This is a genomic window from Labrenzia sp. 5N (genome assembly GCF_012395805.1).
Taxonomy (GTDB): domain Bacteria; phylum Pseudomonadota; class Alphaproteobacteria; order Rhizobiales; family Stappiaceae; genus Roseibium; species Roseibium algicola.
This window is the reverse complement of record NZ_JAAZTM010000020.1, coordinates 154,317-177,790: the sequence shown is the minus strand read 5'-3', so window position 1 is coordinate 177,790 and position 23,474 is coordinate 154,317. Positions and strand designations below refer to the sequence as shown.

The following is a 23,474-nucleotide window of genomic DNA, read 5'->3' as shown; positions in this document are numbered from 1 at the left end:
AAATTGATAAACGGACGGATAAACTGTTTTATCCGAAGGCAACCCCCGGTTCGACAGCCTTCTGGATGAAACCGGACAGGTCATTGGTCGCCAGAGGCTTGGCGTAGAAATATCCTTGCAGGTAGTCGCAATGCAGCTCCTGCATGATATTTCTCTGGGCAACAGTCTCGACACCTTCTGCTGTAACGTTCAGATCCAGCGCCTGCGCAACGGCGATGATGGATTTCACGACAGCAAGTGCATCCGCATCCTGATCCATGTTCATAATAAAGCTTCGGTCGATCTTGATACCGTCAACCGGCAGCTTGCGCAGATAACTGAACGAGGAATACCCGGTGCCGAAATCGTCAATAACGACACGCGCACCCTTGTCACGCAGCCACGTCAGGAAGGCCAGAGTCACCTGATCGTTGCTGAGGAACAGCCCTTCGGTCACCTCGAATACGAGGCGATCCAGCGGCAGTTCGGCGGCTGTCACAGCATCTTCGATGTCCTTGTAGATCCGGTTTGCTTGAACCTGCCTGGGAGACAGGTTCACGTTCAACCGAACGTCATCGGAAATTCCGGTCAAGCTGCTGAACTCGGTAAAGGACGTCTTGAACATCCACGCGCCGATTTCGGTAATAAGACCACTGGCTTCGGCAGCTTCGATCATCCGAGCGGTATTCAGGAACGTTCCACTCGGGGTACGGAACCGCATCAGGGCCTCGAAGGACGCAAGGCTCTCGTCCCGGGCGTGCATGATCGGCTGATAATTCAGCGAAAACTTCGTCTGGTTGGAACTACCGGTAAGCAGTGAAGCAAGCCGCAGGCGCTCAAAGGCAGCTTCCTGCATCAGCGGATGAAAAACCGCGTGGTTGGTCACCCCTTTCTGACGCACATCGTTAAGGGCGATGGAGGCAAAACGCACGAGTTCTTCCGCGCTCTGCGTCTCGGTGCCGGTGGATGCAAACCCCAGCCGCAGTCGAAGGGTGATCTGGTTGTCTTCGAGCGTTATCGGTTGCTGGAAAGCATCTTCGATCCGCGCAACCACATCCTGAATCGTATTCTCTTCACCGCCCTTCAGAAGGATAAGAAATTCGTCCTTTTCCTTCCTGGCAATGGTGAGCGCATCGGGGAAAGTCTGCGACAGGCGGTGGCCGGTCCGTTTCAAGACCGCGCCCGCCTTTTCGTCGCCGATCCCGTCGACAATGACACGGAATCTCTGGATGTCGGAATGAACAACCAGCAGCTTGGCACCGTTGGCGGCGTGGCGCTGAAAGGTTTCGATGAAACCGGAGAATGTCGACAACCCGGTCACGCGATCGACATAAGCAAGGTTGCGAATATGCTCCAAAAGGCCGGTCTTCTCGTAGCCAAGCGCGACGTTGGAAACAAACAACTGCACGACTTCCGACCCGACGAGCTCCTCCAGCAACTCCTCGGAAATACCGAGATAAAGCGCGCCTGTCATGCCGTTACGAGTGACAAGCGGAAGAGCAATTCCTTTGGGCGACGAGCATGTTGCCTGTGTCTCGACGCATCTTGCCACGGCATTGCGGATCGCATCGTCACTGATGACGTCCACCGGCAGATCAATCTTGTCCTCGAAATTTCCCGTTGCCGCGAGCACACGGACGTTGGACTTGTCGAAGGACCCGTAGTCGGGAAGCGTCTCAAGACCACACAACAGGCTGTCGACAGGTTGCCCGACAAGAACCGTGAAATGCTTCAGGACTGCCGCAGCAAATTCACTCAGGGCGTTCTTTTCGACAATAGCTGCAAAATGCTCGTTTAACTGCTTGAGCTTCTTGCGGTTGGTCTCAAGCGACATGACAAGCTTGTAACCGCGCAGACCTGTAACGATGGCTGTAATCAGCTTGGTACGCGACAATTCGGCTTTTTCGGTGTAGCCGTCGATGTCGAATTTCATGATCACGTCGGTCTGCGGTGCATACCCGGGTTGACCTGTACGCAGGATCAACCTCGTGAAATGATTGCCGAGTTCGGAACGGATCCAGCTCACAAGCCCGAGACCTGCCGTATCGCTTTCCATGACGACATCGACAAGCGCCACCGCGATATCGGGGTGTTTCAACAGGATCTGCCGGGCTTCCTGAGCCGAGAGAGCATGCAAAAGTTCAAACGGACGATTTTCGAAGATGCATCCACCAACGGCGATCTTGGTGACTTCATGTACGTCGGGATCGTCATCGACAATCAGGATTTTCCAGGGCGCCTTCGTGATCTTCTTCACTTCCGGCTCGGAGGGGGCAAGAAAGTCCATCACCATCTCAATGCACCTTCTGTCCGAGAGGCTTCCTGGTATCCTGAGCGGCCATGGCGGGGAATTCGATAATGAATTCGGTTCCCGACCCGACGCTGGAAGACACCGAGATGGTTCCGTTCAGGGCTTCGGTGACCAGCTGGTAACAAATCGCCATCCCTAAACCGGATCCTCCTTTGCCGAACTTCGTCGTGAAGAACGGCTCGAATACTTTTTTCAGATTCTTCTCCGGAATGCCTACACCGAAATCCTGGCATTTGAAGATAATCTTGCGTTCGTTCGAATTGTTTCGGTTCTTGTCCTTCGGGTGAACCACCTGGGAAGACAGCTTGATCAGACCTTCGCTGCGCCCCTCGTATCCGTGCTTGATGGCGTTTTCGACAAAATTCGAGACGAGCTGACTGACCGCGCCAGGATAGCTATCGATGATTTCGTCCGCATGGAGATCAAGCTCGACCTTGAAAGGCGTTTTCTTGAGCGTCGGCTGCAGTGTTGCAAGAGTTTCACGAATGATGTGGTCGAAATTGAAGGACCGCTTCTTCTCGCTCTGCCTGTCGACAGCCACCTGACGAAAGTTCCCTACAAGCTCGCGGGCCCGGCCGAGTGTCTTCTCGATGATATGCGCGGTATCGGAAATACGTTCGACTTCGTTTTCCAGAGCTTCCTTGCTCAGTTTCTGCTCTTCAAGTTCGGTACGCAAGTAACCGGTTGAATCCTTGATGGTCGTGGCCGCCATCAACGCGTTTCCAAGAGGCGTGTTCAGCTCGTGCGAAACCCCGGCAACCAGCGCGCCAAGCGCGGCCAGATTATCTGCCTGGATAAGCTCTTCCTGCACCAACTTAAGCTGCTCCGTCCGGTGGGCGACCAAGTCCTCGAGATTAGTCTGGTATTCTTGAATTTTCTGCAAATCCAGATGCCGGCGCTGAACCATGGACTGGAGACTGGCGGCGAGAATACCGATTTCGTCCGCTCGGCCAGGCATCAGTTCGGCCTTGGGTGGATCTTCGATCAGGCGCGGCGTGGAAAGATACTCCACGATTGCAGAAAGCGGCTGACCGATCAGACGGCGAAAGACTGTTCTGATCACAATGGCGAGCAACAGCAGATAGACAATGATCGCGGTGACGATGAACCCGACAGTCGAAACGATTTCATAGGAAATCGTGTTGCGGTCGATGAGAATGAACACCTGCCCGATTGCATCCTTGTGCAGGATGGTGCTGGGCGAATTGAGTGTATAACTGAGAGCTTCGGCAGCGCGCGGCCCGGTAACAGGTTCACCGAAATTGCCTGTGTCCGGTGTTTCAACCCAGACTTTCTCGACAACTTCGAGACTTTCCAACCCGCGGATGAGCTGCAGGGTCGCGTCCGCATTGACTGTCCAGATGGCGCGTTCAAACGGGCGTTTGGTTGCCTGAAAGAAGGCCTCGGTCACACGAATGGCGCGTGCGTGAGAGGCGTCCCACGTGATCTTCGTGAGAATGCCGATGAATATGACGCCAAGAACAGCGAAAAGACCGAGCGTATAGAGAATGAATGTCCGGGACAGGCTGGAACGGCCCATCTCCTTGGGAGTATATGGCAACGACGTACTGCCGTTCAGTGTCAAGACGCCCACCTCAAATCACGGTGTCCGTTCCAGCTCATAAAACTCCGGCAGAACGCCGATTTAAATGGCTTCCAGTCAAGGACGAAAACCGAACCGCCTTTGCGGACCGTCTCTTCAATACTTGATTCACAGACACATCTACATTGCCCCTCGCCCCATCAATGCGCCGCGCAGCGGAGATCATGTGATTAGAGCGTCAGTGTGTCGTATATTCTGGGTAGGTTTTCTAAATTTTCCATAAAAATCAATTGTAAATTGAAAGAGCCTTCTTTCCACAGCAAAACAGATAGTCTTGCATCTACAAAAAACCTGAATTCGACGAATTAGAGCGGCATCGCATCATGCAATTGTCTCCGGCAAAACTTTCATACCAGTCCGCTCGATCGTTGCCATTGCAAATTATTGTTCCTTGCAAGGTCTTCATATTCTGAGCTTATTCCGATTAGGCATTGACCACTGACAAAAACGGCTTGTTGGTGGTGGTGCGGGTGTCAACCGGAACCTCTACAGCGTGTGCGGTTGCTGGCGAGGCCTGAACCTGACGCCGGGTGTCTGCAACCTTCTGCTTGGTGGCCGTGGCGTCTTTCAGCATGTAGCCGATGTAGCGCGTCGACTCGATTGCATCGTAGCCAAGCTTTTTCCGCAATTTCTTGCGCAGCTTGGAGATGTGGCTTTCCACGACACATTCATCCACGCCGTCGTTCATGACGCCGTAAACAGCATTGAAGATCTGTGTCTTGGTGACACGCCGTCCCTTGTTCTTGACGAGATATTCAAGAATGCGGCGTTCCCGGCGCGGCAGTTCCATGACGTCCCCACCGACGACTGGATCGCGACCGTCGAAGAAGACTTCGATGGCACCGGTGCCTGCTGAATTGTTCCGGGAAGTGATCCGGCGGCGGAAAGCTCCGACGCGGGCAATGATTTCCCGAACATGAACCGGCTTCTTCAGAACATCGTCCATACCTGCGGAAAACAGGTCGAGCGTGCTCTCAAGGTTGGCGGTATCTTCCAGAGCCACGATCTGGGCTTCCGGACACCGGCTGCGGATCGATGCAACGTAGCCGCATCTTTCTTCACACTCTCCCAGAAGGATGGCGTCAACCGAGCCCAGATCCTGGGCACAGGTGATTTCCAGCCAGTCAAGAAGTTCCGATGGATGAAGTTCCAGGGAGGCATAGCCTTCCCGGTCGAATGCCGAGGCATAGCCTGCGGTCACTATCTCTCTTGAGTCTACGATTATGAACATATCAGCCCCTTGGATTTTACCAATGTTGAATCCGTAATTTTGGAGCTTCACAAGGTCAACGTTTCTTCCCTAACTCGACAACTATTTCAGAATTTATAGTGGGGGAAGTTCTTATATCCACATAGAAAACTAAATAAAAAATCACGGACATTACCAATAAACTGAGAGAAAAATTTATTAAAATGCCGGGGACCGCGTTTTTCCGCAATCCTTAATAAGATGTAACACTGATATATACAAAAATCGCCGCCAGACAAGGCGGCAATTTCGTATTTATACTAGAGATGTGGAAAATGGTTTACGTATCGGCAGCTAAAGCCTGGGCCAGGTCTGCAAAGGGATCGGACGGTGCCACCTGGTCTGCGCGCTGTCTCAGCGCTTCGTAAATCTTGGGCACAAGTCTGCAGGCCTTTTCCAGTTTTTCGTCGCCCGCAGTCTGGAAACCGCCCATCAGGCGGAGATCCTTTGTATCTTCATAGTAGGATATCAGCCCCTTGATCCGATGGATAAGTTCCTGCTGATCCTGTGTCCAGGCCCGGTCGGCAAGCCGCGAGGTGGATTTCAATACGCTGACCGGCGGATAGTGGCCGGCCTCGGCAATCTGACGATCCAGTACGATGTGCCCATCCAGAAGACCACGAATTGCATCGGAAACCGGATCGTTGTGGTCGTCACCGTCAACAAGAACGGAAAAGATCCCTGTGATTGAGCCCTCGCCGCTGCTTCCAGGTCCGGCGCGTTCGATGAGGCGGGCAAGATCAGCAAAGACGCTTGGCGGAAACCCGCGGGCGACAGGAGGTTCCCCAGCCGCCAGCGCCACATCCCGTGCGGCATGGGCAAATCGGGTGGCGGAATCCAGAATGAGCAGCACCTTGTGACCTTGCGCACGAAAGTACTCGGCAACGCTCATAGCCGTCTTGGGGGCAAGCCGGCGCTGCATGGCGCTTTCATCGCCAGTCGAGGCGACAACAACGGAATGCGCCAAGGTCTCGCCCAGGATGTCATCAATGAACTCGCGCACTTCGCGGCCGCGTTCGCCAACGAGACCGACCACAACCGTGTCAAAGTCCCCAAACCCGGCCAGCATGCCAAGAAGTGTGGATTTGCCAACGCCGGAACCAGCAAAAACGCCGACACGCTGTCCGACGCACAGTGGTGTGAACAGATCGATCACCCGCACACCGGTTCGAACCCCTTCGGAAATCTTGCTTCGGTTCATCGCCGGTGGCGGTGCGCGGTCAAGAAGAAACGCTTCCACACCATGGGCAAGCGGCCCTGCCCCATCAATCGGTTCACCAAGCGCATTCACGATCCGGCCGCGCCAGCTCATGTCCGGATGAATGGCGAGTCCGCCCATGACCGAAGCAACGCTGCCGATGCCAATGTCGGTCACGCGCTCCAATGGCTTGATTACCACGTCCTTCTGGTCGAGCCGGATGATCTCGCCCTGCCGGGTGCCGGCCCGCCCTTCGAACTGCACCAGATCGCCCAGGCAAACCACGCGGGAAAGACCGGAGACGCGAATGGATTCGGAAGAAACCTGGGTCACACGTCCGCTGAGTTTGACGGGCCCGATCTCAGTTTCCAGGGCCGCCAAAGACGCGGAGATTTGATCAAGTGCGTTCAGATACGGAGCGTTCGGCATGGCGTTCCTGAAGAGCTTTCAAGACATCGAGAGGCAGATGGTTGGATTTGTGCGAAGCGAGACGGTCAAGGCCCTGCTGGTCAGGCATTACCGGCCCCGATGGCGTGGCACTATCTTGCATGTCGAGATAGGAAACGGATGAGGCATTACCCGAAGAAGACTTGTCGGGTGATGTCATTGTTTCCCCAACCGGCCCGGGAGCCGCACCAGTGCTGTTGATGAGATCGACAAGAGCGGTTGGCGGAGCGCCCTTGCGACCAGCCGATGCCACGGTTTCACCAAGTACGGCTGTGCCAGCAGCCTTATCGGCTTCGGTTGCAGTTGGCTCAACACCAGGCTTGCGCACTGGCACAGGAACATCGCTTGTGGGCGCCGGTTCGCCGGCAGGAGCCACTTCCGCAACTTCGACGGGCTGTGCCGTGACATTTTCTTGACTGCTGTTCAGGCGATCGCCGACTTCGTTATAGGCGAGCATGGCACCCAGCCCGACCGGCCCGCCGAGTGCGAAGCCGTAAAGAGCATTGCCGGCCTTGCGGGCGTTGTCGGAAATCTCGTCGTTCGTTACCGATCGATAGAGTTCCGCAATCCCCGGAATATGCTGCAAGGGATTGATCACGTCGATGAAGTCACCGAAACTGAAGGCAGAGTTTTCAGCCTTGGGCGAAACTCCGGGCCGCGCTGCCTTGACGGGCGAACCATCCATGACAGCATTGAGGTCCATCGGCTTGCCCACCGCCTGTGTTGCATCCACCGCCGTCATGAGGTTGCCCCCAGTTCGCGAATGGCCTTCTCCTGGCTTTCATTACTGGTATCGATCATCTTCGTCGCGCTCTCAAAGGCGCGCGAGATCATGATCATCTTGGTCATTTCCCGGACGGGATTGATATTCGAGCCTTCGACATATCCCTGGCGAACGCCGTTTGTGTCATAGGTCTGCACGGGAATAACCGGCTTGTCAGGAATGACCGCCGAGTTTTCAGCACGCGTGAGTTGGGCATCGTCGGGGATCAGGAACAAACCGACCTGGCCGACAATTCCAACGTCACCCTGGGAAATCTCGCCCGACTGCGTGATCAAGGGTGTCCCGGCATCCGGATCGAGTGCAATCGGCTGCCCGCCTGCTCCCAGGATCTGTTGTCCGGTCAAGGTACGCAAGGTTCCGTCATTGCCGATCTGCAAGCGCCCGTCCCGTGTATAGGACAAGTTGCCGTTGACATCGCGGATTGCAAACCAGGCTTCGCCTTCCACTGCGAGATCAAGCGGATTGTCGGTCTTGTTCAGACTGCCGTACTGCCGGGAAATGTATTTCTCGCCACCGGTGGAGAAACTAACCTTGTCCTGAGCTGCCTTTGAGACGAGCTCTGCGAACTTGACCTCGTCTGCCCGGTAGCCGGCTGTGTTCATGTTGGCAACGTTTCTGGCAACCGTTTCCAGACGGTTCGAAAGTGCAACCTGCGCAGACAGCGCAACATAAAGAGCGGATTCCATGGATCAAAAGCCTCCGAGGCGGAAATTCTGGATGCTTGCCAACAGTCCCTCGCCCATCTGGATAACCCCTCGGCCATTGCCATAAAGAGCAAGTGTTGGCGACATGTTGCCGGACGGGCCGTTGGAAAGGTCATAGAGTGCCGAGAACCGGTTGAGGAATTTCGCCAGGTAGTCCGCATCTCCGAACTTGCTGAAATCCAGACGTTCTTCCAGGTAGGCTGCCTGCTTGTCGATGTCGGTCATCGCAAATTCTTGCGGCAGGCCAAGGGAAGTATAAACGGCCTCGGCAAGCGCGCGGTCGGCCAGAACATCGTACGCGTTGGTGATATCGGGCGCACGGCGTTCGAAATAGAGTGCCAGACGGACACCCTGGTTTTGTTCACCCTCGCGCACTTCCAGAGTCTGCCGATGATACTTCTGTACAATCGCGTCCTGCGTCCGTGCAAAAGAAGTCGTCGTTTCGCCATACCGCTTGAAATTGAAGGTTTCAGCAAAATTCTTGTACTTGGTATCGGCCAACTGATTGGCGAATGCGCCACGTTCGTCCGTGCCTTCTTCCAGCACTTTCCGAATGAACGCCTTCGCGTAGATCATGTCCTCCAGACCCATGGCAGTCATTGCGTAGTTGAAGATGCGATCATCAGCCAGGAATTCGTCGATGGACTTAATGTTGCGGATGTTCTCGCGATAATATTCGGTCTGACGTTCGACCATAGGGTCCGCGGCGACCGTCTTCAGCGAGCGTTCCATATTGGTTCTGACCAGCTGAACCTGGCTCAATGTATTGATCATGGTTCTATCCCCATTGCGGGCCCATGGCGGGCAGGCTTTCGGGGAACACTCACTCGCAAACCTTACGCCAGGCTGACGACCGGTGATGATTTCCAAAAGGCTTTCGCGCGTCAGCTTCAGGCAAGTCTCGGCCAGTAGCGTCCTCCCAATCAGAGTTGCAATCCACACCAGTTGGGAGCTGTTAGGTGACTATTCTTATCGGCCTGATCATAGCAGGCGCGTCCCTTATAGGCGGCTTTGCCGCACTCGGAGGCAAGGTCTCCGTCCTCTGGCAGCCGTGGGAGCTCGTCATTATTCTTGGCGTCGCTATCGGTGCTTTTGTCGTTGCCAATCCAATGAAGGTAATCAGGGGAACCCTGGTTGCCGTGTCGGATGCGTTGCGCAACGCAGTTCCCAACAAGCGGGAATATCTCGACGTTCTGGCACTTCTCTACGGCCTGATGCGCGAGCTTCGCGCCAAGGGCCGCAACCAGGTCGAGCCGCACATTGAAGACCCGAATACTTCTCCGATTTTCCAGAAGTATCCGTCGGTTCTGCGCAATGCCAGTCTGACAACCTTCATCTGCGACTATTTCCGACTGATCATCGTCGGAAATGCCCGCGCTCACGAAATCGAAGCGCTGGTCGACGAAGAACTTCACACGATCCACCGCGACCAGATGAAGCCGTACCATGCCATGAGCAGCATCGCTGATGCATTGCCTGCCATCGGCATCATCGCGGCCGTACTCGGTGTCATCAAGGCCATGGGCGCAATCGACCAGTCTCCTCAGCTGCTAGGCAGCCTGATTGGCGCGGCACTCGTGGGCACGTTTGTCGGCATCTTCTTCTCCTACTCGCTGTTCGGCCCGATCGCCTCCAAGATCCGCAACGTCCGCGAGTCCCGCCTTCGTACCTACATCGTCGTCAAGCAGACCCTGCTTGCCTTCATGAACGGCGCCGATCCGCAGATCGCCCTTGAGCATGGCCGCAAGACCATCTCCGACTACGACCGTCCAACCATCGACGAAGTTGAAAACGAGACGATGAGTGCCGGTGGCGCTGGTGCCGATAACGTCCAGGACCTGCAGGGAGCCGCCTAAGCCATGATCGAAGCAGCGACCGCAAGCTCCAATGCTTCCAGCTCCGAACGCGCGATGATCGCCGACCGACTGCTGGATGCCGCCGGAATTTCCGTTGACCGCCTGCCGATGCTTCCGGTGGTGTTCGACCGCATGGCCCGCCTGATGGCCGACGCCATGCGCCAGAAGTCCCCCTCACCGTCCTACATTTCGGTGAGCTACGTTGAAAACAACCGCATCGGCGACGTACTCGACGAGTTCGAATCCAATGCGCTGGTGGCCGTACTTTATTCTCCGGAATGGGACGCCCGTGTACTCGTCGGCTTCGACCGGGACTTCATCTTCACACTGGTGGATGTCCTCTTCGGTGCTGACGGGACCGAGCCTCCCATCGACGATGAACGCCCCTTCTCGAACATCGAAACGCGAATCGCGCGCACCATGTTCGAGGTAGCCGCCAAGGCACTTGCCGAGAGCTTTGCTCCGATTGCCGAAACAACGCTGAAGATCGAGCGCATCGAAAGCCGCATGGACTTTGCGGTGGTTGGCCGGCGGAACAACCCGGCCGTGGTGGCCCGCCTGCTGCAACAGGCAATCGGGCGCGGCGGCGAAGTGTTTATCGTCATGCCGCACTCGACACTTAACCCGCTGCGGCAGCGCCTTTCCCAGGTTCTGTCCGGCGAGATGTCGAGCCGCGACAAACAGTGGACACAGCATTTCCACAACGAGATCCAGCGCACCGAAGTCAAGCTGGAAGCCATTCTCGAAGAACGTGAAATGTCGCTCGGCGACCTTGCAAACCTCCGGGTCGGACAGGTCATCGAACTTCAGGCGACAGCCCGCTCTCCGGTCACACTCGCCTGCAACGACCAGCCCGTCTTCACCTGCCAGCTTGGACAGTTGAACGGATCCTACACGTTGCAGATCGAAGAGCTCATCCATGAGGAAGAAAAGGATCTTTTCGATGATCTCCGCAATCGTTGACGGCGTTCTCCTGCTCGCGCTGGTCGCGACCACGGTCCGGATGCTTTCCATGCACCGGGAGCTGCGCCGACTGGGCAGCTACCACGATGACTACCAGCGTATCTTCGATCAGACCGCCCTCGCACTCGACGGCATCGAGGTCTCGATCCAGGAGATCAACGTCAAGGGTGCCCAGATCCTCAATGCGCTCGGCAACCGGATGGACGATGCTCGGGAGCTGATCGCGGAAATCGACGGTCTGACCCGTGAGGCAAAACGCCAGCAGTCCGTGCTGCGCGCAGAGCTGAAAGAGCTCTCCAAGGCGACCGCCGTCCTGCATGACCCGAAGCGTTTTGCGCCTGTTCGCGACGACATCGACATCTTCGCCGAAGACACGGCAGGCGAGCAGGCAGCTGGCGCTGCTGGTGCCGTTCATTCCGGCGGGCGCAAGGAAACGACCATTCATCGCGGCCAGGTCCATCAACAGGCACCCACGCGCGTCCACCGTATCGACAATTCGCTGCAAAGCCCGTTCCGCACGGTCTCCATGAACCAGAAGGATAAGATGTAATGTCCGAAACAATCATCGATCACATCGACGCTGAAAAAGGCCCGAAAACCCGCCCGGCCGATGCCGCGAGTTTCGCCAAGGTGGAATCGCCGGAAAAGAACCAGAATGGCGATACCATCGGTGACGACCGAAATCTCGACACCATTCTCGGCATTCCCGTGAACATCCAGGTGGTTCTCGGATCTGCGACCATGCTGGTTTCCAACCTCCTTAAACTCGGTCGCGGCGCGGTCATTCCGCTCAATCATCGTGTCGGCGAACCGATCGACATCGTGGTCAACGGCCGTGTCATCGCCCGCGGAGAAGTGGTGGTTGTGGAAGACGACAACTCGCGCTTCGGCGTTTCGCTGACGGAGATCATGAGCGCCCAGGCCGGCGGTATGGATATCTGAGGTCGAATTTCTCCGGCCTCACATTCTCCGGTTTGCCCAAGGCTGTCTCCTTAGGATTGAAGTGACAAAATGATGAATTCCGCCAACGCCGCCGCAGCAACCGCTGCAAACCTGGCCAAGCCGCCTGCTCCGCCTGCCCGCCGAATGAACGGTACACAGCGCGTGGCCGCTCTGCTGCTGTCGCTGGGCAAGACGAGTTCGCAGAAACTGCTCCGGCATTTCGATCAGGAAGAAATCCGGATGATCACCGTCTCCGCAGCTCAGCTCGGAACGGTGGCATCGGAAGAACTTGATCGCCTGGCCGAGGAATTCATCGAGCAGTTCTCTCATGGCACGACGCTTTATGGTTCGGCCAACGAAGTGGAGAAAATGCTGGAAGGTGTCCTGCCGGACGATCAGCTTGCAGACATCATGTCGGACGTGCTCGGCAACTCCAACCGGTCCATCTGGGACCGGTTGACCACGGTTTCCGAAACGGTGTTCGCAAACTATCTCCTGAAGGAACACCCGCAAACCGCAGCGCTGATCCTGACAAAGATAAAGCCGAGTGCAGCAGCAAAGGTTCTCGGCCAGATCAATAACCAGACGCGCAACTCTCTTGTCCGGCGCATGCTGTCGATCAAGGCGGTTGTACCGGAAATCATGCGCGACGTCGAAAAGACCATGCATGAGGATTTCATGCTCAACCTGTCGGGCACCCTGGAAGCAGACTCCCATGCTCGAATGGCGGACATTCTCAACAAGATGGACCGCGAGCACATGGAAGACGCTCTGGAGAACCTGAACGAGGTGAAACCGAAAACCGCAGAACTTCTGAAGGGTCTGCTCTTCACCTTCGACGACATCACCAATCTCAACGCCCGGACCCGCATGGCGATTTTCGATCAGATCCCGACGGACAGGATCGTGCTGGCACTGAAGGGAACCAATGCCCAGTTCCGGGAAGTGATCCTGTCATCTCTGACATCGCGCGCACGTCGTATCGCCGAACACGAACTTGCAGCCGGCGAACCGGCCGCTCAGCGCGACGTTCTGGATGCCCGCAGCGCGATCACCAACCTTGCGCTGGAAATGGCGTCGCGTGGTGAAATCGAGCTGAATCCGAAGCAGGACGAAGGCGCATTCTTTGCGTGATCGTCTTTGCAAGCGGTTCGACGTGATCTGAGCCTGAACACCGGGTGGCTGGATGTCGGAAGAAGACAAGGATTCAAAAACAGAGGAACCGACCGAGAAAAAGATCAGCGATGCCATAGAAAAGGGCAACACCCCGGTCTCACGGGAAGCCCCCGTTCTGGCAACATTTATCGCGACGCTCTTGATCGGCAGTTTCGTTGTTACATCGGCATCGAGTCAGCTCGTGCAAACGCTGACGCATCTTCTGGACCTTTCGGGAGGAGTGGATCTTGGAAACAGCGCCGACGCATTGCTGCTCTCCCATGCGGTGTCGATCGAGGTCATGGTCTTCCTCGCCCCGATTGTCGCACTGCTTGCCGTGTCCGGTCTTGCGTCCGCTTTTTTGCAGAACACGCCCAGCATCGTTTTTCACCGCATCAAGCCGGATGCCTCCAAGCTCTCGCTGGCGAAGGGCTGGAGCCGCATATTCGGAGCCCAAGGCCTTGTGGAGTTCCTCAAGGCAGTCTTCAAGTTCTCCACGGTCAGTGCCATCGTCTATGGCCAGTTCCGGGCGAATGAAGCGGAACTGATCAACGCCATGTTCACAGATCCAAGCGCACTTCCCGAAGCGATCCTTCAGATATCGATGAAGCTGATCGCCGGCGTCTGCATCGTAACCATTCTACTGGTTACAGTCGACATTCTCTGGTCCCGCTCGCACTGGCGCAAGAACCTGCGCATGAGCAAGCAGGAGATCAAGGACGAGCACAAGCAGATGGAAGGCGACCCGATCGTCAAGGCCCGGCAACGCTCGCTCGCACGCGACCGGGCACGAAACCGCATGATGTCAGCCGTGCCGCAAGCAACCCTGATTGTTGCCAATCCGACACACTTCGCCGTTGCCTTGCGCTACGACGGGGACCAAAACCCTGCCCCGGTTGTTGTAGCTAAAGGGCAGGATCTGATTGCGCTGAAGATCAGGGAGATCGCCGAGGCGAACAATATTCCCGTGATCGAGGACCGGCAACTTGCACGGTCTCTCTACGCTGCTACAGAAGTTGAAAGGATGATCCCGCCGGAATTCTACAGAGCAGTTGCGGAAATCATTTGCTACGTGTACTCACGCCAGACCAAAACTGCTGTATAATTTAATGTATTTGGAGGTCCGGGGAATGCACGATATGCCTGAAGGCAACGGCACGAAACCGTCGCCACTGGAATGCGACCGGCAGCGCCAGGAAGCAATTGCCTCTGCTCTGACCGAATTTATCGAAGATCTGAAACTGGTCGATGTGGTCGACTTCGTCGCCTACATACGAACAGACCAGCACGGCAATATCGATGAATTGATCAAGACATCGGCCGAGCTCTTCTTCAAGGAAGGCTCCTTGCGCTATTCCATGGCCGCACAGGCAGATGTCGAGTGGGAAACCACCCCGCGCATTTCCCTGGATCTGGAATTCTTCAACAAGGGTGTCTGGATCTATTTTACCGCCGTCCTCGCCTGGCCGGACAATGCAGTCAACGTTTCCTATGTCGAGGTGCCGGACGCCGGTGGCAACAAAGCGAAAGAAACGGAACTGCTACTCGAGGCCCTGAAGGACGCCCGGTTGCGGTAGTTGCGTTTCAGGCATCCCAAATAATTTCCGGTTTGTCAGGCAGCTCGTCCGCACAGATGCGAACGATGTGCCGGCCCGCTATTTCGCCTGATGCATCGGCAACTTACCGAAATTCGCCAACTTGCTTCTATTCTGCCAGCCTAGCACCATATGCTGTTGGCCCTGCCGCGCGTTTCGAGTCTTCCGGACCTTGAAACTACCTGCAACTGAAACCAGAGAAACGGCGCGTATGAAGAAAATCCAGATCCCGGAGGATCCCGCCCACATGGTGACTGCAATCGTCGCCTATGCCGGGATCGCCAAACGCCTGCACGTGGAGCTCTCAAATCGGCCGATGGGTACGCAAGTGGATCTGGCAGCCATCAAGGCCGACTTGATTGCCGAAGCAAAAAGAGCGGTGCCACACGGAGATTTCGCCAAAGACGAAATCGGTGTCTACAAGACCATCTTCCAGGCGATCGACACGATTTTCGATACTGATGGCTGAAATCGGCATTCGCTAAATGCCGCGAAACAAGCACAACGAATTTATATTGACCTGCTATCGCTCAAATTCACTCTCCCAGAAGCGTCGACAAGCGCTCCATGATTTCGTGCAGGCTTTTTCCGGTTAGCCGCATTTCCCTCGCCTGCTCACCGTCTTCAACATCGGAATAAAGCAGGATTTCAACTGCGTTTTCCAAAACCTGGATATCATCGGAAGTCAGATCGATTGAGCCACTACTGCTCGATACCGGTATCGTCTTCATGGGCCTATCCTCCAAACCGTACCAGGCAAAGTCGCGCACTCTGCGCTCGGTCTATTCCGTAGGTTTTCCGAATAGTCCTGTTCCATCAAGCACAAAACAGGCCGCGGTGAGGATCAAAAAAAGACGCCCAGCCGAAACTGGGCGTCAATTGCCTGGGAGGCGGCAGAAGAAGTTTTTCAGTACAAGACAAGGATCAGCGGCTAGTGCGTGATCACGTCTTCCTTGTCGAAATAGTTGAATTCCTCCACCAGGACGTCGTGCACCACGGGCCGGCCGAGACGCGCGTTGGTGGTTTTCTTGAGACGTTCGGTGAAAGCCTCCAGGTCGTAACGTTCCAGGCTACGGAAATCGAGGGTTTCATCCGAATAGAGTACCCGGAAGGCTTCATCCACCAGGAAAGGGTGTGGCGGTACAGGCAGGCGGCGCAATGTATCGCCATCCGCTGTAAAGACCATCTTGATCACCACATATCCCTGCAGCGTGCCATCAAACAGGATCGGCACGTTGACCGGGTTCACTGTCTCATAATCCAGCCCTACAAACGCCGGCTCATCGTCGCCGACCCTTTTCTGGGCTGCCAGATACTGCGTGGTGCCGTAACCGGACGCCAGCATGGTGGCAGACATCCAGAGGCCGGCAACGATGGTCTTGATCATCGAGCCCTCTCCGGAAACGGTGCCTGGTACGTGCCGTCGGATTCATAGTCGATCATGGTTCTGGACATCATGCCGACAACTTCCGTCACCGCATTCATATGCAGTTGCAACAGGCCGACATTCTCATCGAGCACTTCCTTGAATTCGGCGATGTCTTCGCGCAGCTCTTCAGAATAGAACGCCGGCGGCACGAGTGTCCGAGCCCTGGACAGGTCAAGCAAAGCCTGGCTCTTGCCGTATTCGAAGATCTTCAGGTCCGCTGTCGGGTTTGCACGAAGCGCTCGGGTTTCCTCGCGCACAGCGCCGATTGCTCGGCGAACGGCGACAACCAGCGGCATGGATCGCACCGGATCGGGGGTGAATTCCTGAAGTGCAAGATCGGTCACGGCAACGTCCTGAAAGTCAACATCGTTGGCAGCGTCCATCAGGCTTTAACTCCCTTTTCAAGCGTATCTGAAATCAGGCCGGCGATACCGACACCGCCACTGGCGGCAAGCTGGTTTGCGACCTGTTCGGCAAGCATCGATTTCCAGATTTCCCCAGCGGTTCCGGACCCGAAGACCGCTTCGGAGTCATCCGGAAGCATTGTTTCGACGAACTGGCTGAGGATCATCGCCTCGAATTTCTCCGCAGGAGACTTTTGGGACGGTCCTTCGTAATTGGCGGTTCGAAAACTGCCTTCAGTGGCTCCTGCCCGGTTCGTCGCACCGGCATAGGCAAGTGCAAAGCCATCTCCCGAACCACCAGCGGAAATGGACCTGAGACGGTTCGTGGCGTCAGCAAGGTTCACCGGATCGGCAGCCTTGGACACATCCAGGATCAGATCTGAAGGAGGCGAAATCGCCATGCTGGGCTCCTCGAAAAACATAAGGTGCAAACAAGGCCCGGCAGGCGACAGGGCAAGGCAAGCAATACACTTGAACCGAACCTTGTTTGCATCCTCAGGAATAGCCTGCGCAGCTTGCGGGAGGCTTGCGTCTTCTTGCTGGACGGCGACGAATATGCCCCGTTCACGCCAAGTGGCTTTCACCCGTATCTGCGGTCGAGCAGATCCATCAGGTCCCGTTCTTCTTCAGCACGCTGTTCCTCCCCACGCATCCTGGCGAGACGTTCAGCCATGAGTTTCAGCATCAACCGCTGGCGATCATATTCGGAGTTCACCTTTGCGCGCGCTTCGCTGAGCCGTGACATCTCCTCGATGATGCGTCTCAGCCGCTCGGCAGCGTTGGCGATGAACCTGTCGTGCTGTGCCAGGTCGCCATTCGAAAGGGCCAGCAGAATGCGTCTTTCCTTTTCGTTCAGCTGATAGACCTGAGCGTCAAGCTTCTGAAGTAGCCAGGATGAAAACAGGAAAATCTGCTTCTGCATCCGGAACAAACGTTCAATATCCTGACTTTTTCTTGCCATGGAACAGGAACCTTTCACGGTCAGGTTTGCCTAACCTATCTGGAGCCAAGTGAAGTAGCCGTCGAGGAAGATCATGATGGCCTCCGCGATGACGAGATAAAGAAAGTAGAGACCGCCCGCGATCACGAACGGCATGGAGATGAAGTAGACCGGGATCTGCGGTGTCAGCTTGTTGACGAGGCCGACGGCAAAGTTCACAACAACCGTGTAGACGATGAACGGGCTGCACACCCGCAATGCCAGGATGAAGGTTCGGCCCAACTGCTCGGCGAACTGCTCCAGGCCTGTTACGGCCGCCAGCGGCTGCCCGACCGGGATCGCTTCATAGGAGGCAGCCAGCCCGCGCAGGATTTCCCAATGCTGGTTGGTGATGAACACCATCGCCGTTGCCGTCACCGTGAAAAGGTTTGCGACAGGCGGCAGGGAATCCACGCCATCGATCGGCATGCCCGGCATGTTCGACAGGCCGATTGCCATGGACACCAGCGTCGTCAGCGTCTCCAGGGCCGCCAGAAAGATGCGTCCCAGAAAACCGATGAAGGCTCCGGTCAGCAACTCCGCCCCGATAAAGCCGGCAACAGTGCCGAGCTGCTCATCCGGCAGGGACGCCTGTACGCCTGGCGCCAACAGGGGCGACAAGGCCAACGCGACGGAAAGCGCGATGAACAGGCGAACATGCACCGGCACACGGTTGCTACCGAACCCCGGTATCACCATCAGGCACGCTCCTATCCGGCAGAACAACAGGAAGACCGCCAGAAGCAGCGAGGAGCTGAAGGTGCTGAAAAAGAGGCCGCCGGAAATCACGAGACGCTTCCGAGCGCGGAAACATCCACTCCGCGTGCGATTTCAAGATGCGACAGGACCGGCAAGGTCGGGAACATGCGCTCCACGATCATGCGTACGTATGGCCGGGCATCAGGTGCCGCTACCACCGCGAAGCGGCTGCCGTCCTTCATGTGTTTCTTGACCGCGTCGGACATTTGCGTGCCGAATTCCTCCACCAGTTGCGGCTCGATGTCGAACTCGATGACGTCGCCCTTCCCGTCCCGTTTCAGGGCATTGTGGAAGGCTAGATCCCATCGGTTTCCGAGACGCAGCACTTTCAGAGGGCCGCCTTCTGCAAGGTCGCCGCAAATCTGCTGGGCGATGCGCATTCGAACGTGCTCCACCACCTGCTCCGATCTGCGGACGTGTGGAACGATCTCGGCAACGGCTTCCAGGATCAGGTTGAGATTCCGGATCGAAACCCGTTCGGCCAGCAAAAGCTTGAGCACCGCTTGCAGACCGGAGAAAGACGTGTGCGCCGGACAGATATCGTCGAGAAGCTTCTGGTACTCCGGGTCCAGCCTGTCGAACAGCTTGCGCATATCCTTGTAGGACAAGAGCTGCGGCAGGTTGTTGCGGATCACTTCGCTCAGATGCGTGAGGATGACCGTGATGTTCTCGGCCGGCGTCATGCCGCGGCGCTTGAGTTCGTCCTTGTACGCAGGCGGCACCCAGTAGGCTGGCATCCCGAATGCAGGCTCACGCGTCTGGTCAGCCGGTACCGGCAGTGCCTCGTCATTGTTCGGAATGACCAGCAGTTCACCCACTTTCAGATGCTGCGAGGCAATGATGGTGCCGTGGATCTTGATCTGGTAGCTCTTCGGATCAAGCGTCAGACTGTCGGTGACCCGAATATCGGGCACGACAAAACCATACTGCTCGGCAAACTTCCGGCGCATCTTGGCAACGCGGCGAGACAGTTCACCGGTTCGCGTCAGCAGCTCGGCGGAAAGCTGCTTGCCAAGCACCAGTTCGACCTCAGCCGACTTGAGGGTTTCCTTGACGGAGTCCTTTTCCTCAAGCTTTGCCTGTTCCTCAGCTGCGCGTATCTTGTCGTCCTCGACCTTTTTCGCCGCTGCCAAACGCCTCGGAATGGCATAACCGATAAAGCCCATCAGGATCGCCAGCAGCAGGAACGGCAACATGGGCAGACCAGGCATCAACGCGAAGATGGCCATCAGGATAGCTGCGACGAACAGGGCACGCGGATAGCCGCCAAGCTGGCCGAGAACAGCCTTGTCGGTCGATCCTCTGGTGCCGCCCTTGGACACCAGCAGACCAGCCGCCAGCGAAACGATCAGTGCCGGGATCTGGGAGACGAGGCCATCGCCGACGGAGAGCTTGGTGAAAACGTCTGCCGCGTTGGAAACCGTCATGTCATAGCGGGTCACACCAATGACGATGCCGCCAAGGATGTTCACAGCCGTAATGATAAGGCCGGCAATCGCGTCGCCGCGAACGAATTTGGAGGCACCATCCATCGCGCCGAAAAAGGAGCTTTCCTCTTCCAGTTCCTTGCGCCGACGCTGTGCTTCCTTGTCATCGATAAGGCCTGCGGAAAGATCCGCATCGATCGCCATCTGCTTGCCCGGGATCGCGTCCAGAGTGAAGCGTGCACCAACTTCCGCAATACGGGTTGCGCCCTTGGTGATGACCATGAAGTTGACGATGACCAGGATCGCAAAAACAATCAGACCGATGACAAAGTCACCGCTCATCACGAATTGCGAAAAGCCGTTGATCACATAGCCTGCCGCATTCAGCCCCTCGTGGCCGTTGGCAAGGATCATGCGCGTTGTCGAGATATTGAGCGACAGCCGCAGCATGGTGGCGATCAGCAGGATCGTCGGGAAAGACGAGAAATCGAGCGGACGCTGGATCCAGAGCGAGACCATCAGGATCAAGACCGACAGCGCGATCGACATGGCCAGGCCGATATCGATCAGGAATGTCGGGATTGGCAGAAAAAGAACGGCCAGGATTAGGACGATGCCTATGGCAAAGCCGACGTCGCGGCGGCTGTCCGGCGCATTGCCGGCAGTCGGCGAAAGGGAGGTGTCTGTCATGCCTTCTCTCTGCTGCAGGTCTGATACCTGGCAACCTCGCCCTTGAAGCTTGCGCGAGGCTTTTTTGAAGAAGGATTTCAGGAGGGAAGTTCGGGAAAGGGTGAGCGTTCTGACCGACGATGGTCGCTCCAGGCTCTGAAGGGAGCGGCCTTCGCACTTGAAGCAAGTCGTGGTTCAAGGAGAAATGGATGCGAGAAACGCATCTACCTTGTCATCGCGGCAAAGGCCTGGATCCATTAGCGACATGTGCCAAGGTGAAAGGTTTCGCCGACAACGCAAAGGACCTGATCCCGGCTTACAGCTTTCGCTGCAAAGCTGGACGACAAATAAATTCAGGACCACGACGGCACCTGAAACCATGCAAGAATAGTCCTGCAGACCGTCGCTAGAACCCCGTTTCGATCCGATTGTAGATCAGGGTCGTCAACGAGTAGATCTGGCCGCCGATGAAAGGTCCGGCGACCACGATCATGACCAGGATCGCCACGATCTTCGGAATGAAGGTAAGAGTGATTTCCTGAACCTGGGTCAGGGCCTGCAGCAATGCAATTCCGATACCGACAATCATCGCCGGTACGATCGCGGGGGCAGATCCGACGAGGATCGTCCAGATTGCAGTCCGGACCAGGTCCAGGGCATCAACTTCATTCATGTCATTCCATCCGCTCAGGAAATGGTTACACCCGGTCCAAGCAGAACACCCTGACCATTGTCGAGCGCGAGCACGGTGCCGTCGGAATAGACTTCAACCTTTTCCACGACACCCGTCGTGCCGTTGGCGTCGGTCACGGTCCGCCCGATCAGATCATCTACCTGACCGAACGAAAGATTGGTCAGAAGCGTTTCCAGCTTGGCGTTCGTCTGAATAGACTGCTCAACTTGGCTGAAGCTTGCGAGCTGCGCGAGCTGTTCTGACGCGTCCATGGGATTGGTCGGATCCTGATTCTGCATCTGAGCCATCATCAGATGCAGGAAGGTGTCGTAGTCGACAGTCAGCTGCTTCTGAGCGGATGCAGTCGAGGCAGCACCCTGGGTGGCGCTGACGCCTTCAACACTGGTCATCTAATCACTCCTTAAACAACGGCCAACCTGGGGCCATACTGAAAATTTTCTCTTGGCGCCGGCCGGGGGGCGGTCTGCCGGGTTTCCTGCGCGCGCCGGTTCTTTTCGGCCAGCATCAGGCTTGCCTCCAGCGGATAGAGCGCACGCACAACCTTCATTGCCTCGAACCACCGATCCGTTTTTGCCAGCTCCTCAACCTTGTCGAGATGCATCAGCACCTCCTTGTTCGAGAACGCCGACTTCACGGAACCAAGCACGAGATGGAACATGTCCTGAACCGCACCAGCGGCTGCCGGATCGATGATCATGGTCTGGAGAATGAAGTAGAGCTGGCGAAGCGGCGTCGTCGCCTCTTCTGGCTGAAGCACATGGGCTTCCAGCAGGAATACGGCATCATTCAGCAGTTCGATGTTGGTTTTCCGTTCGGCCCGGATCACCGCACCGTTGATGAACAGGCGTTCGCCCGCTTTCAAACCGATTTTCATGAGTTTAACCGTCCAGGCTGTCGCGGATGATGGAATTGATCTGGATGATGTCGGAGAAGTCCTCCTGCTCCCACTGGCGCAAGGATTCGACCTCTTTCAGGACCCAGATGCCGACAGAGATCAGATTGGCTCTCGTTTCGATCGGCAGTTCGTTGGCGTCGTCCGCCAGGTGTTCCAGGAAGTAGCTCCACAGGCGCCGTGTGTAGAACAGCGCGTCGACGGCTTCGGGAGACTTGACGCCGCGCTCCTGGGCGACGTTGAGCTTGCCGATAACGATCGACATTGCCTCATGTTCGTTGAGCCGCTGGTCAGAGCAAAGATCGTCCATAACCTCAGCGTAAGACAGATTGTACATGGGCCCTCTCAAGGTTGGGTTTGATACGAAAAATCAGACATTCGGCCACGATCACAGGTAGTTGAGAATGCTCAGACCCTGCATGCGGGCCGTGACCGCATAGGTGGTCTCAAGCTGTGTCAGAGCCGTGTTGAGACGCACCGACGTTTCCTCCAGATTGACGTTTTCAAGGTCGTTGATGCGCCGGTTCAGGATGTCGGTTTGAACCTTCAACCGTTCACTCGCCAGCTTGACCTGCTCCTGCACATTGCCGAGCTTGCCCATCTGGCTGGTGACGTCGGCGATACCGGTGCCGAGCTTCTCGATGGCCTTGTTGACCACCACCTTCCAGGTTTCGGGATCAAGGTCTTCGTTACCGAGGTCGGACATCATCGTGTAGGCCGCGGCCAGGTCTCTGAAGGCCTGCTCGTTTGCGCTGACGGAACTGGACACCGTTTCACTCGCCGAAATACGGCTGACCATCACGTTGCTGGACGCACTCGACCAGGACGTGCCCCAGGCTGGGTTCTGGAACATCGTCTCGAAGGCACCGTTTAGATAAGTGGACATTGCCGCAGGTGTGATGCCCGAAACGCCCGGGTTGGATTGGGCCATCCCGAACTCGGTCATGAACGCTGCATCGGCGGCCAATTTGTTCGGAGACGTCGGATCGGAATAATCCGCGAAGGGTTCCTGGTCCGTATTGATGCCGGCAAAGACGAAATTGCCGTTGAGCTGGGTGTTCAGACGGGACGTCAGAAGCTCCAGATTGCCGACGGCATCCGCCTTGACGATGTCCGAACTGCCGTTGTTCTCACGCAGGGCCACAAGGGTCGCCAGAAAGTCCTGCGCATCCGTCAGTATGTCGCCCATTGCCGCCTGGCTGACATCGAGCCGCGACGCGGTGAGCGCGTTGGTATCCATGATGCCATTGAGAAAATGAAACTCGGACCGAAGCGACACGCTTTCGCCGGTCTTGGTCCCAAGATCCAGGCCGACGTCGTATTTGCGGCCGGAGGACAGCTCGATGCTGAGCTTCTGCACGAGGCTGGACTGGTTCTGGATCTGCCGGCGAGACGCATCGGCGAGTGTGATCGTGGAGATATAGGTGGTTTTCAT

General features: G+C 56.4%; 27 protein-coding genes. 8 read left to right on the top strand and 19 right to left on the bottom strand.

The window, feature by feature from the left end:
- Positions 1-28: 28 nt before the first annotated feature.
- The 7 genes from HEP89_RS21395 to HEP89_RS21365 form a co-directional block, all read right to left on the bottom strand.
- Entirely contained in the window at positions 29-2,266 is a 2,238-nt protein-coding gene (locus HEP89_RS21395) for an EAL domain-containing protein (protein ID WP_208997711.1), read from the bottom strand.
- Between the two features lie 7 nt (positions 2,267-2,273).
- On the bottom strand, positions 2,274-3,875 hold the full coding sequence (locus tag HEP89_RS21390) for a HAMP domain-containing sensor histidine kinase (protein WP_208984173.1): 1,602 nt from the start codon (positions 3,873-3,875) through the stop codon (positions 2,274-2,276).
- A 442-nt stretch (positions 3,876-4,317) separates the two neighbouring features.
- Complete coding sequence (locus HEP89_RS21385; RefSeq protein ID WP_022998536.1) at positions 4,318-5,094, bottom strand: winged helix-turn-helix domain-containing protein; 777 nt, start codon at positions 5,092-5,094, stop codon at positions 4,318-4,320.
- 328 nt (positions 5,095-5,422) lie between these two features.
- The gene (locus HEP89_RS21380; RefSeq protein WP_077292800.1) at positions 5,423-6,769 is read right to left on the bottom strand and encodes a FliI/YscN family ATPase; all 1,347 of its coding nucleotides are present in this window, start codon (positions 6,767-6,769) and stop codon (positions 5,423-5,425) included.
- Positions 6,738-7,529 (bottom strand): hypothetical protein, encoded by a 792-nt coding sequence (locus HEP89_RS21375; RefSeq protein WP_168692990.1) that lies wholly within the window; start codon positions 7,527-7,529, stop codon positions 6,738-6,740. Before HEP89_RS21375 ends, HEP89_RS21380 begins: the two co-directional genes overlap by 32 nt.
- Positions 7,526-8,257, bottom strand: coding sequence for a flagellar basal-body rod protein FlgF (gene flgF / locus HEP89_RS21370; protein WP_022998533.1), 732 nt, complete (start codon positions 8,255-8,257; stop codon positions 7,526-7,528). Before flgF ends, HEP89_RS21375 begins: the two co-directional genes overlap by 4 nt.
- 3 nt (positions 8,258-8,260) lie before the next feature.
- A complete protein-coding gene (locus HEP89_RS21365) occupies positions 8,261-9,049 on the bottom strand; it encodes a DUF1217 domain-containing protein (protein WP_022998532.1) in 789 nt (262 codons plus the stop codon).
- Positions 9,050-9,234: 185 nt separating this feature from the next.
- Here HEP89_RS21365 and motA point away from each other — a divergent pair, with 185 nt between their 5' ends.
- From motA to HEP89_RS21325, 8 genes are all read left to right on the top strand, one after another.
- Entirely contained in the window at positions 9,235-10,131 is an 897-nt protein-coding gene (motA, locus tag HEP89_RS21360; protein WP_022998531.1) for a flagellar motor stator protein MotA, read from the top strand.
- Positions 10,132-10,134: 3 nt separating this feature from the next.
- A complete protein-coding gene (locus HEP89_RS21355; protein ID WP_022998530.1) occupies positions 10,135-11,094 on the top strand; it encodes a FliM/FliN family flagellar motor switch protein in 960 nt (319 codons plus the stop codon).
- Positions 11,075-11,644: a hypothetical protein gene (locus tag HEP89_RS21350; protein WP_077292798.1), complete on the top strand. Its 570-nt coding sequence runs from the start codon at positions 11,075-11,077 to the stop codon at positions 11,642-11,644. Before HEP89_RS21355 ends, HEP89_RS21350 begins: the two co-directional genes overlap by 20 nt.
- A complete protein-coding gene (fliN, locus tag HEP89_RS21345; RefSeq protein WP_022998528.1) occupies positions 11,644-12,036 on the top strand; it encodes a flagellar motor switch protein FliN in 393 nt (130 codons plus the stop codon). The genes HEP89_RS21350 and fliN overlap by 1 nt, the downstream gene beginning before the upstream one ends.
- Before the next feature lie 69 nt (positions 12,037-12,105).
- Complete coding sequence (locus HEP89_RS21340; RefSeq protein ID WP_022998527.1) at positions 12,106-13,170, top strand: flagellar motor switch protein FliG; 1,065 nt, start codon at positions 12,106-12,108, stop codon at positions 13,168-13,170.
- 52 nt (positions 13,171-13,222) lie between these two features.
- Positions 13,223-14,296: a flagellar biosynthesis protein FlhB gene (flhB, locus tag HEP89_RS21335; protein WP_022998526.1), complete on the top strand. Its 1,074-nt coding sequence runs from the start codon at positions 13,223-13,225 to the stop codon at positions 14,294-14,296.
- Between the two features lie 25 nt (positions 14,297-14,321).
- A complete protein-coding gene (locus HEP89_RS21330; RefSeq protein ID WP_022998525.1) occupies positions 14,322-14,768 on the top strand; it encodes a hypothetical protein in 447 nt (148 codons plus the stop codon).
- A 229-nt stretch (positions 14,769-14,997) separates the two neighbouring features.
- Positions 14,998-15,255, top strand: coding sequence for a hypothetical protein (locus tag HEP89_RS21325; protein WP_077292797.1), 258 nt, complete (start codon positions 14,998-15,000; stop codon positions 15,253-15,255).
- A 67-nt stretch (positions 15,256-15,322) separates the two neighbouring features.
- On the opposite strand, the gene HEP89_RS21320 is transcribed toward HEP89_RS21325, so the two are convergent.
- From HEP89_RS21320 to HEP89_RS21265, 12 genes are all read right to left on the bottom strand, one after another.
- On the bottom strand, positions 15,323-15,517 hold the full coding sequence (locus tag HEP89_RS21320; RefSeq protein WP_077292796.1) for a hypothetical protein: 195 nt from the start codon (positions 15,515-15,517) through the stop codon (positions 15,323-15,325).
- A gap of 200 nt (positions 15,518-15,717) precedes the next feature.
- Entirely contained in the window at positions 15,718-16,173 is a 456-nt protein-coding gene (locus HEP89_RS21315) for a hypothetical protein (RefSeq protein WP_055654441.1), read from the bottom strand.
- Complete coding sequence (locus HEP89_RS21310; RefSeq protein WP_022998521.1) at positions 16,170-16,598, bottom strand: hypothetical protein; 429 nt, start codon at positions 16,596-16,598, stop codon at positions 16,170-16,172. The genes HEP89_RS21315 and HEP89_RS21310 overlap by 4 nt, the downstream gene beginning before the upstream one ends.
- Positions 16,598-17,020 carry a rod-binding protein gene (locus HEP89_RS21305; RefSeq protein WP_031268441.1) on the bottom strand — a complete coding sequence of 141 codons (423 nt, stop codon included), beginning with the start codon at positions 17,018-17,020 and terminating at the stop codon, positions 16,598-16,600. The genes HEP89_RS21310 and HEP89_RS21305 overlap by 1 nt, the downstream gene beginning before the upstream one ends.
- A gap of 179 nt (positions 17,021-17,199) precedes the next feature.
- Complete coding sequence (locus HEP89_RS21300; protein ID WP_055656561.1) at positions 17,200-17,580, bottom strand: hypothetical protein; 381 nt, start codon at positions 17,578-17,580, stop codon at positions 17,200-17,202.
- Between the two features lie 30 nt (positions 17,581-17,610).
- Positions 17,611-18,387 carry a flagellar biosynthesis protein FliR gene (fliR, locus tag HEP89_RS21295; protein ID WP_077292795.1) on the bottom strand — a complete coding sequence of 259 codons (777 nt, stop codon included), beginning with the start codon at positions 18,385-18,387 and terminating at the stop codon, positions 17,611-17,613.
- Positions 18,384-20,474 carry a flagellar biosynthesis protein FlhA gene (gene flhA / locus HEP89_RS21290; protein WP_022998517.1) on the bottom strand — a complete coding sequence of 697 codons (2,091 nt, stop codon included), beginning with the start codon at positions 20,472-20,474 and terminating at the stop codon, positions 18,384-18,386. Before flhA ends, fliR begins: the two co-directional genes overlap by 4 nt.
- 385 nt (positions 20,475-20,859) lie before the next feature.
- Entirely contained in the window at positions 20,860-21,126 is a 267-nt protein-coding gene (gene fliQ / locus HEP89_RS21285; RefSeq protein WP_022998516.1) for a flagellar biosynthesis protein FliQ, read from the bottom strand.
- A gap of 14 nt (positions 21,127-21,140) precedes the next feature.
- Positions 21,141-21,536: a flagellar hook assembly protein FlgD gene (flgD, locus tag HEP89_RS21280; RefSeq protein ID WP_022998515.1), complete on the bottom strand. Its 396-nt coding sequence runs from the start codon at positions 21,534-21,536 to the stop codon at positions 21,141-21,143.
- Positions 21,537-21,547: 11 nt separating this feature from the next.
- A complete protein-coding gene (gene flbT, locus HEP89_RS21275; protein ID WP_022998514.1) occupies positions 21,548-22,021 on the bottom strand; it encodes a flagellar biosynthesis repressor FlbT in 474 nt (157 codons plus the stop codon).
- Between the two features lie 4 nt (positions 22,022-22,025).
- Positions 22,026-22,376, bottom strand: coding sequence for a flagellar biosynthesis regulator FlaF (gene flaF, locus HEP89_RS21270; RefSeq protein WP_022998513.1), 351 nt, complete (start codon positions 22,374-22,376; stop codon positions 22,026-22,028).
- A gap of 51 nt (positions 22,377-22,427) precedes the next feature.
- Positions 22,428-23,474, bottom strand: coding sequence for a flagellar hook-associated family protein (locus tag HEP89_RS21265; protein ID WP_022998512.1), 1,047 nt, complete (start codon positions 23,472-23,474; stop codon positions 22,428-22,430).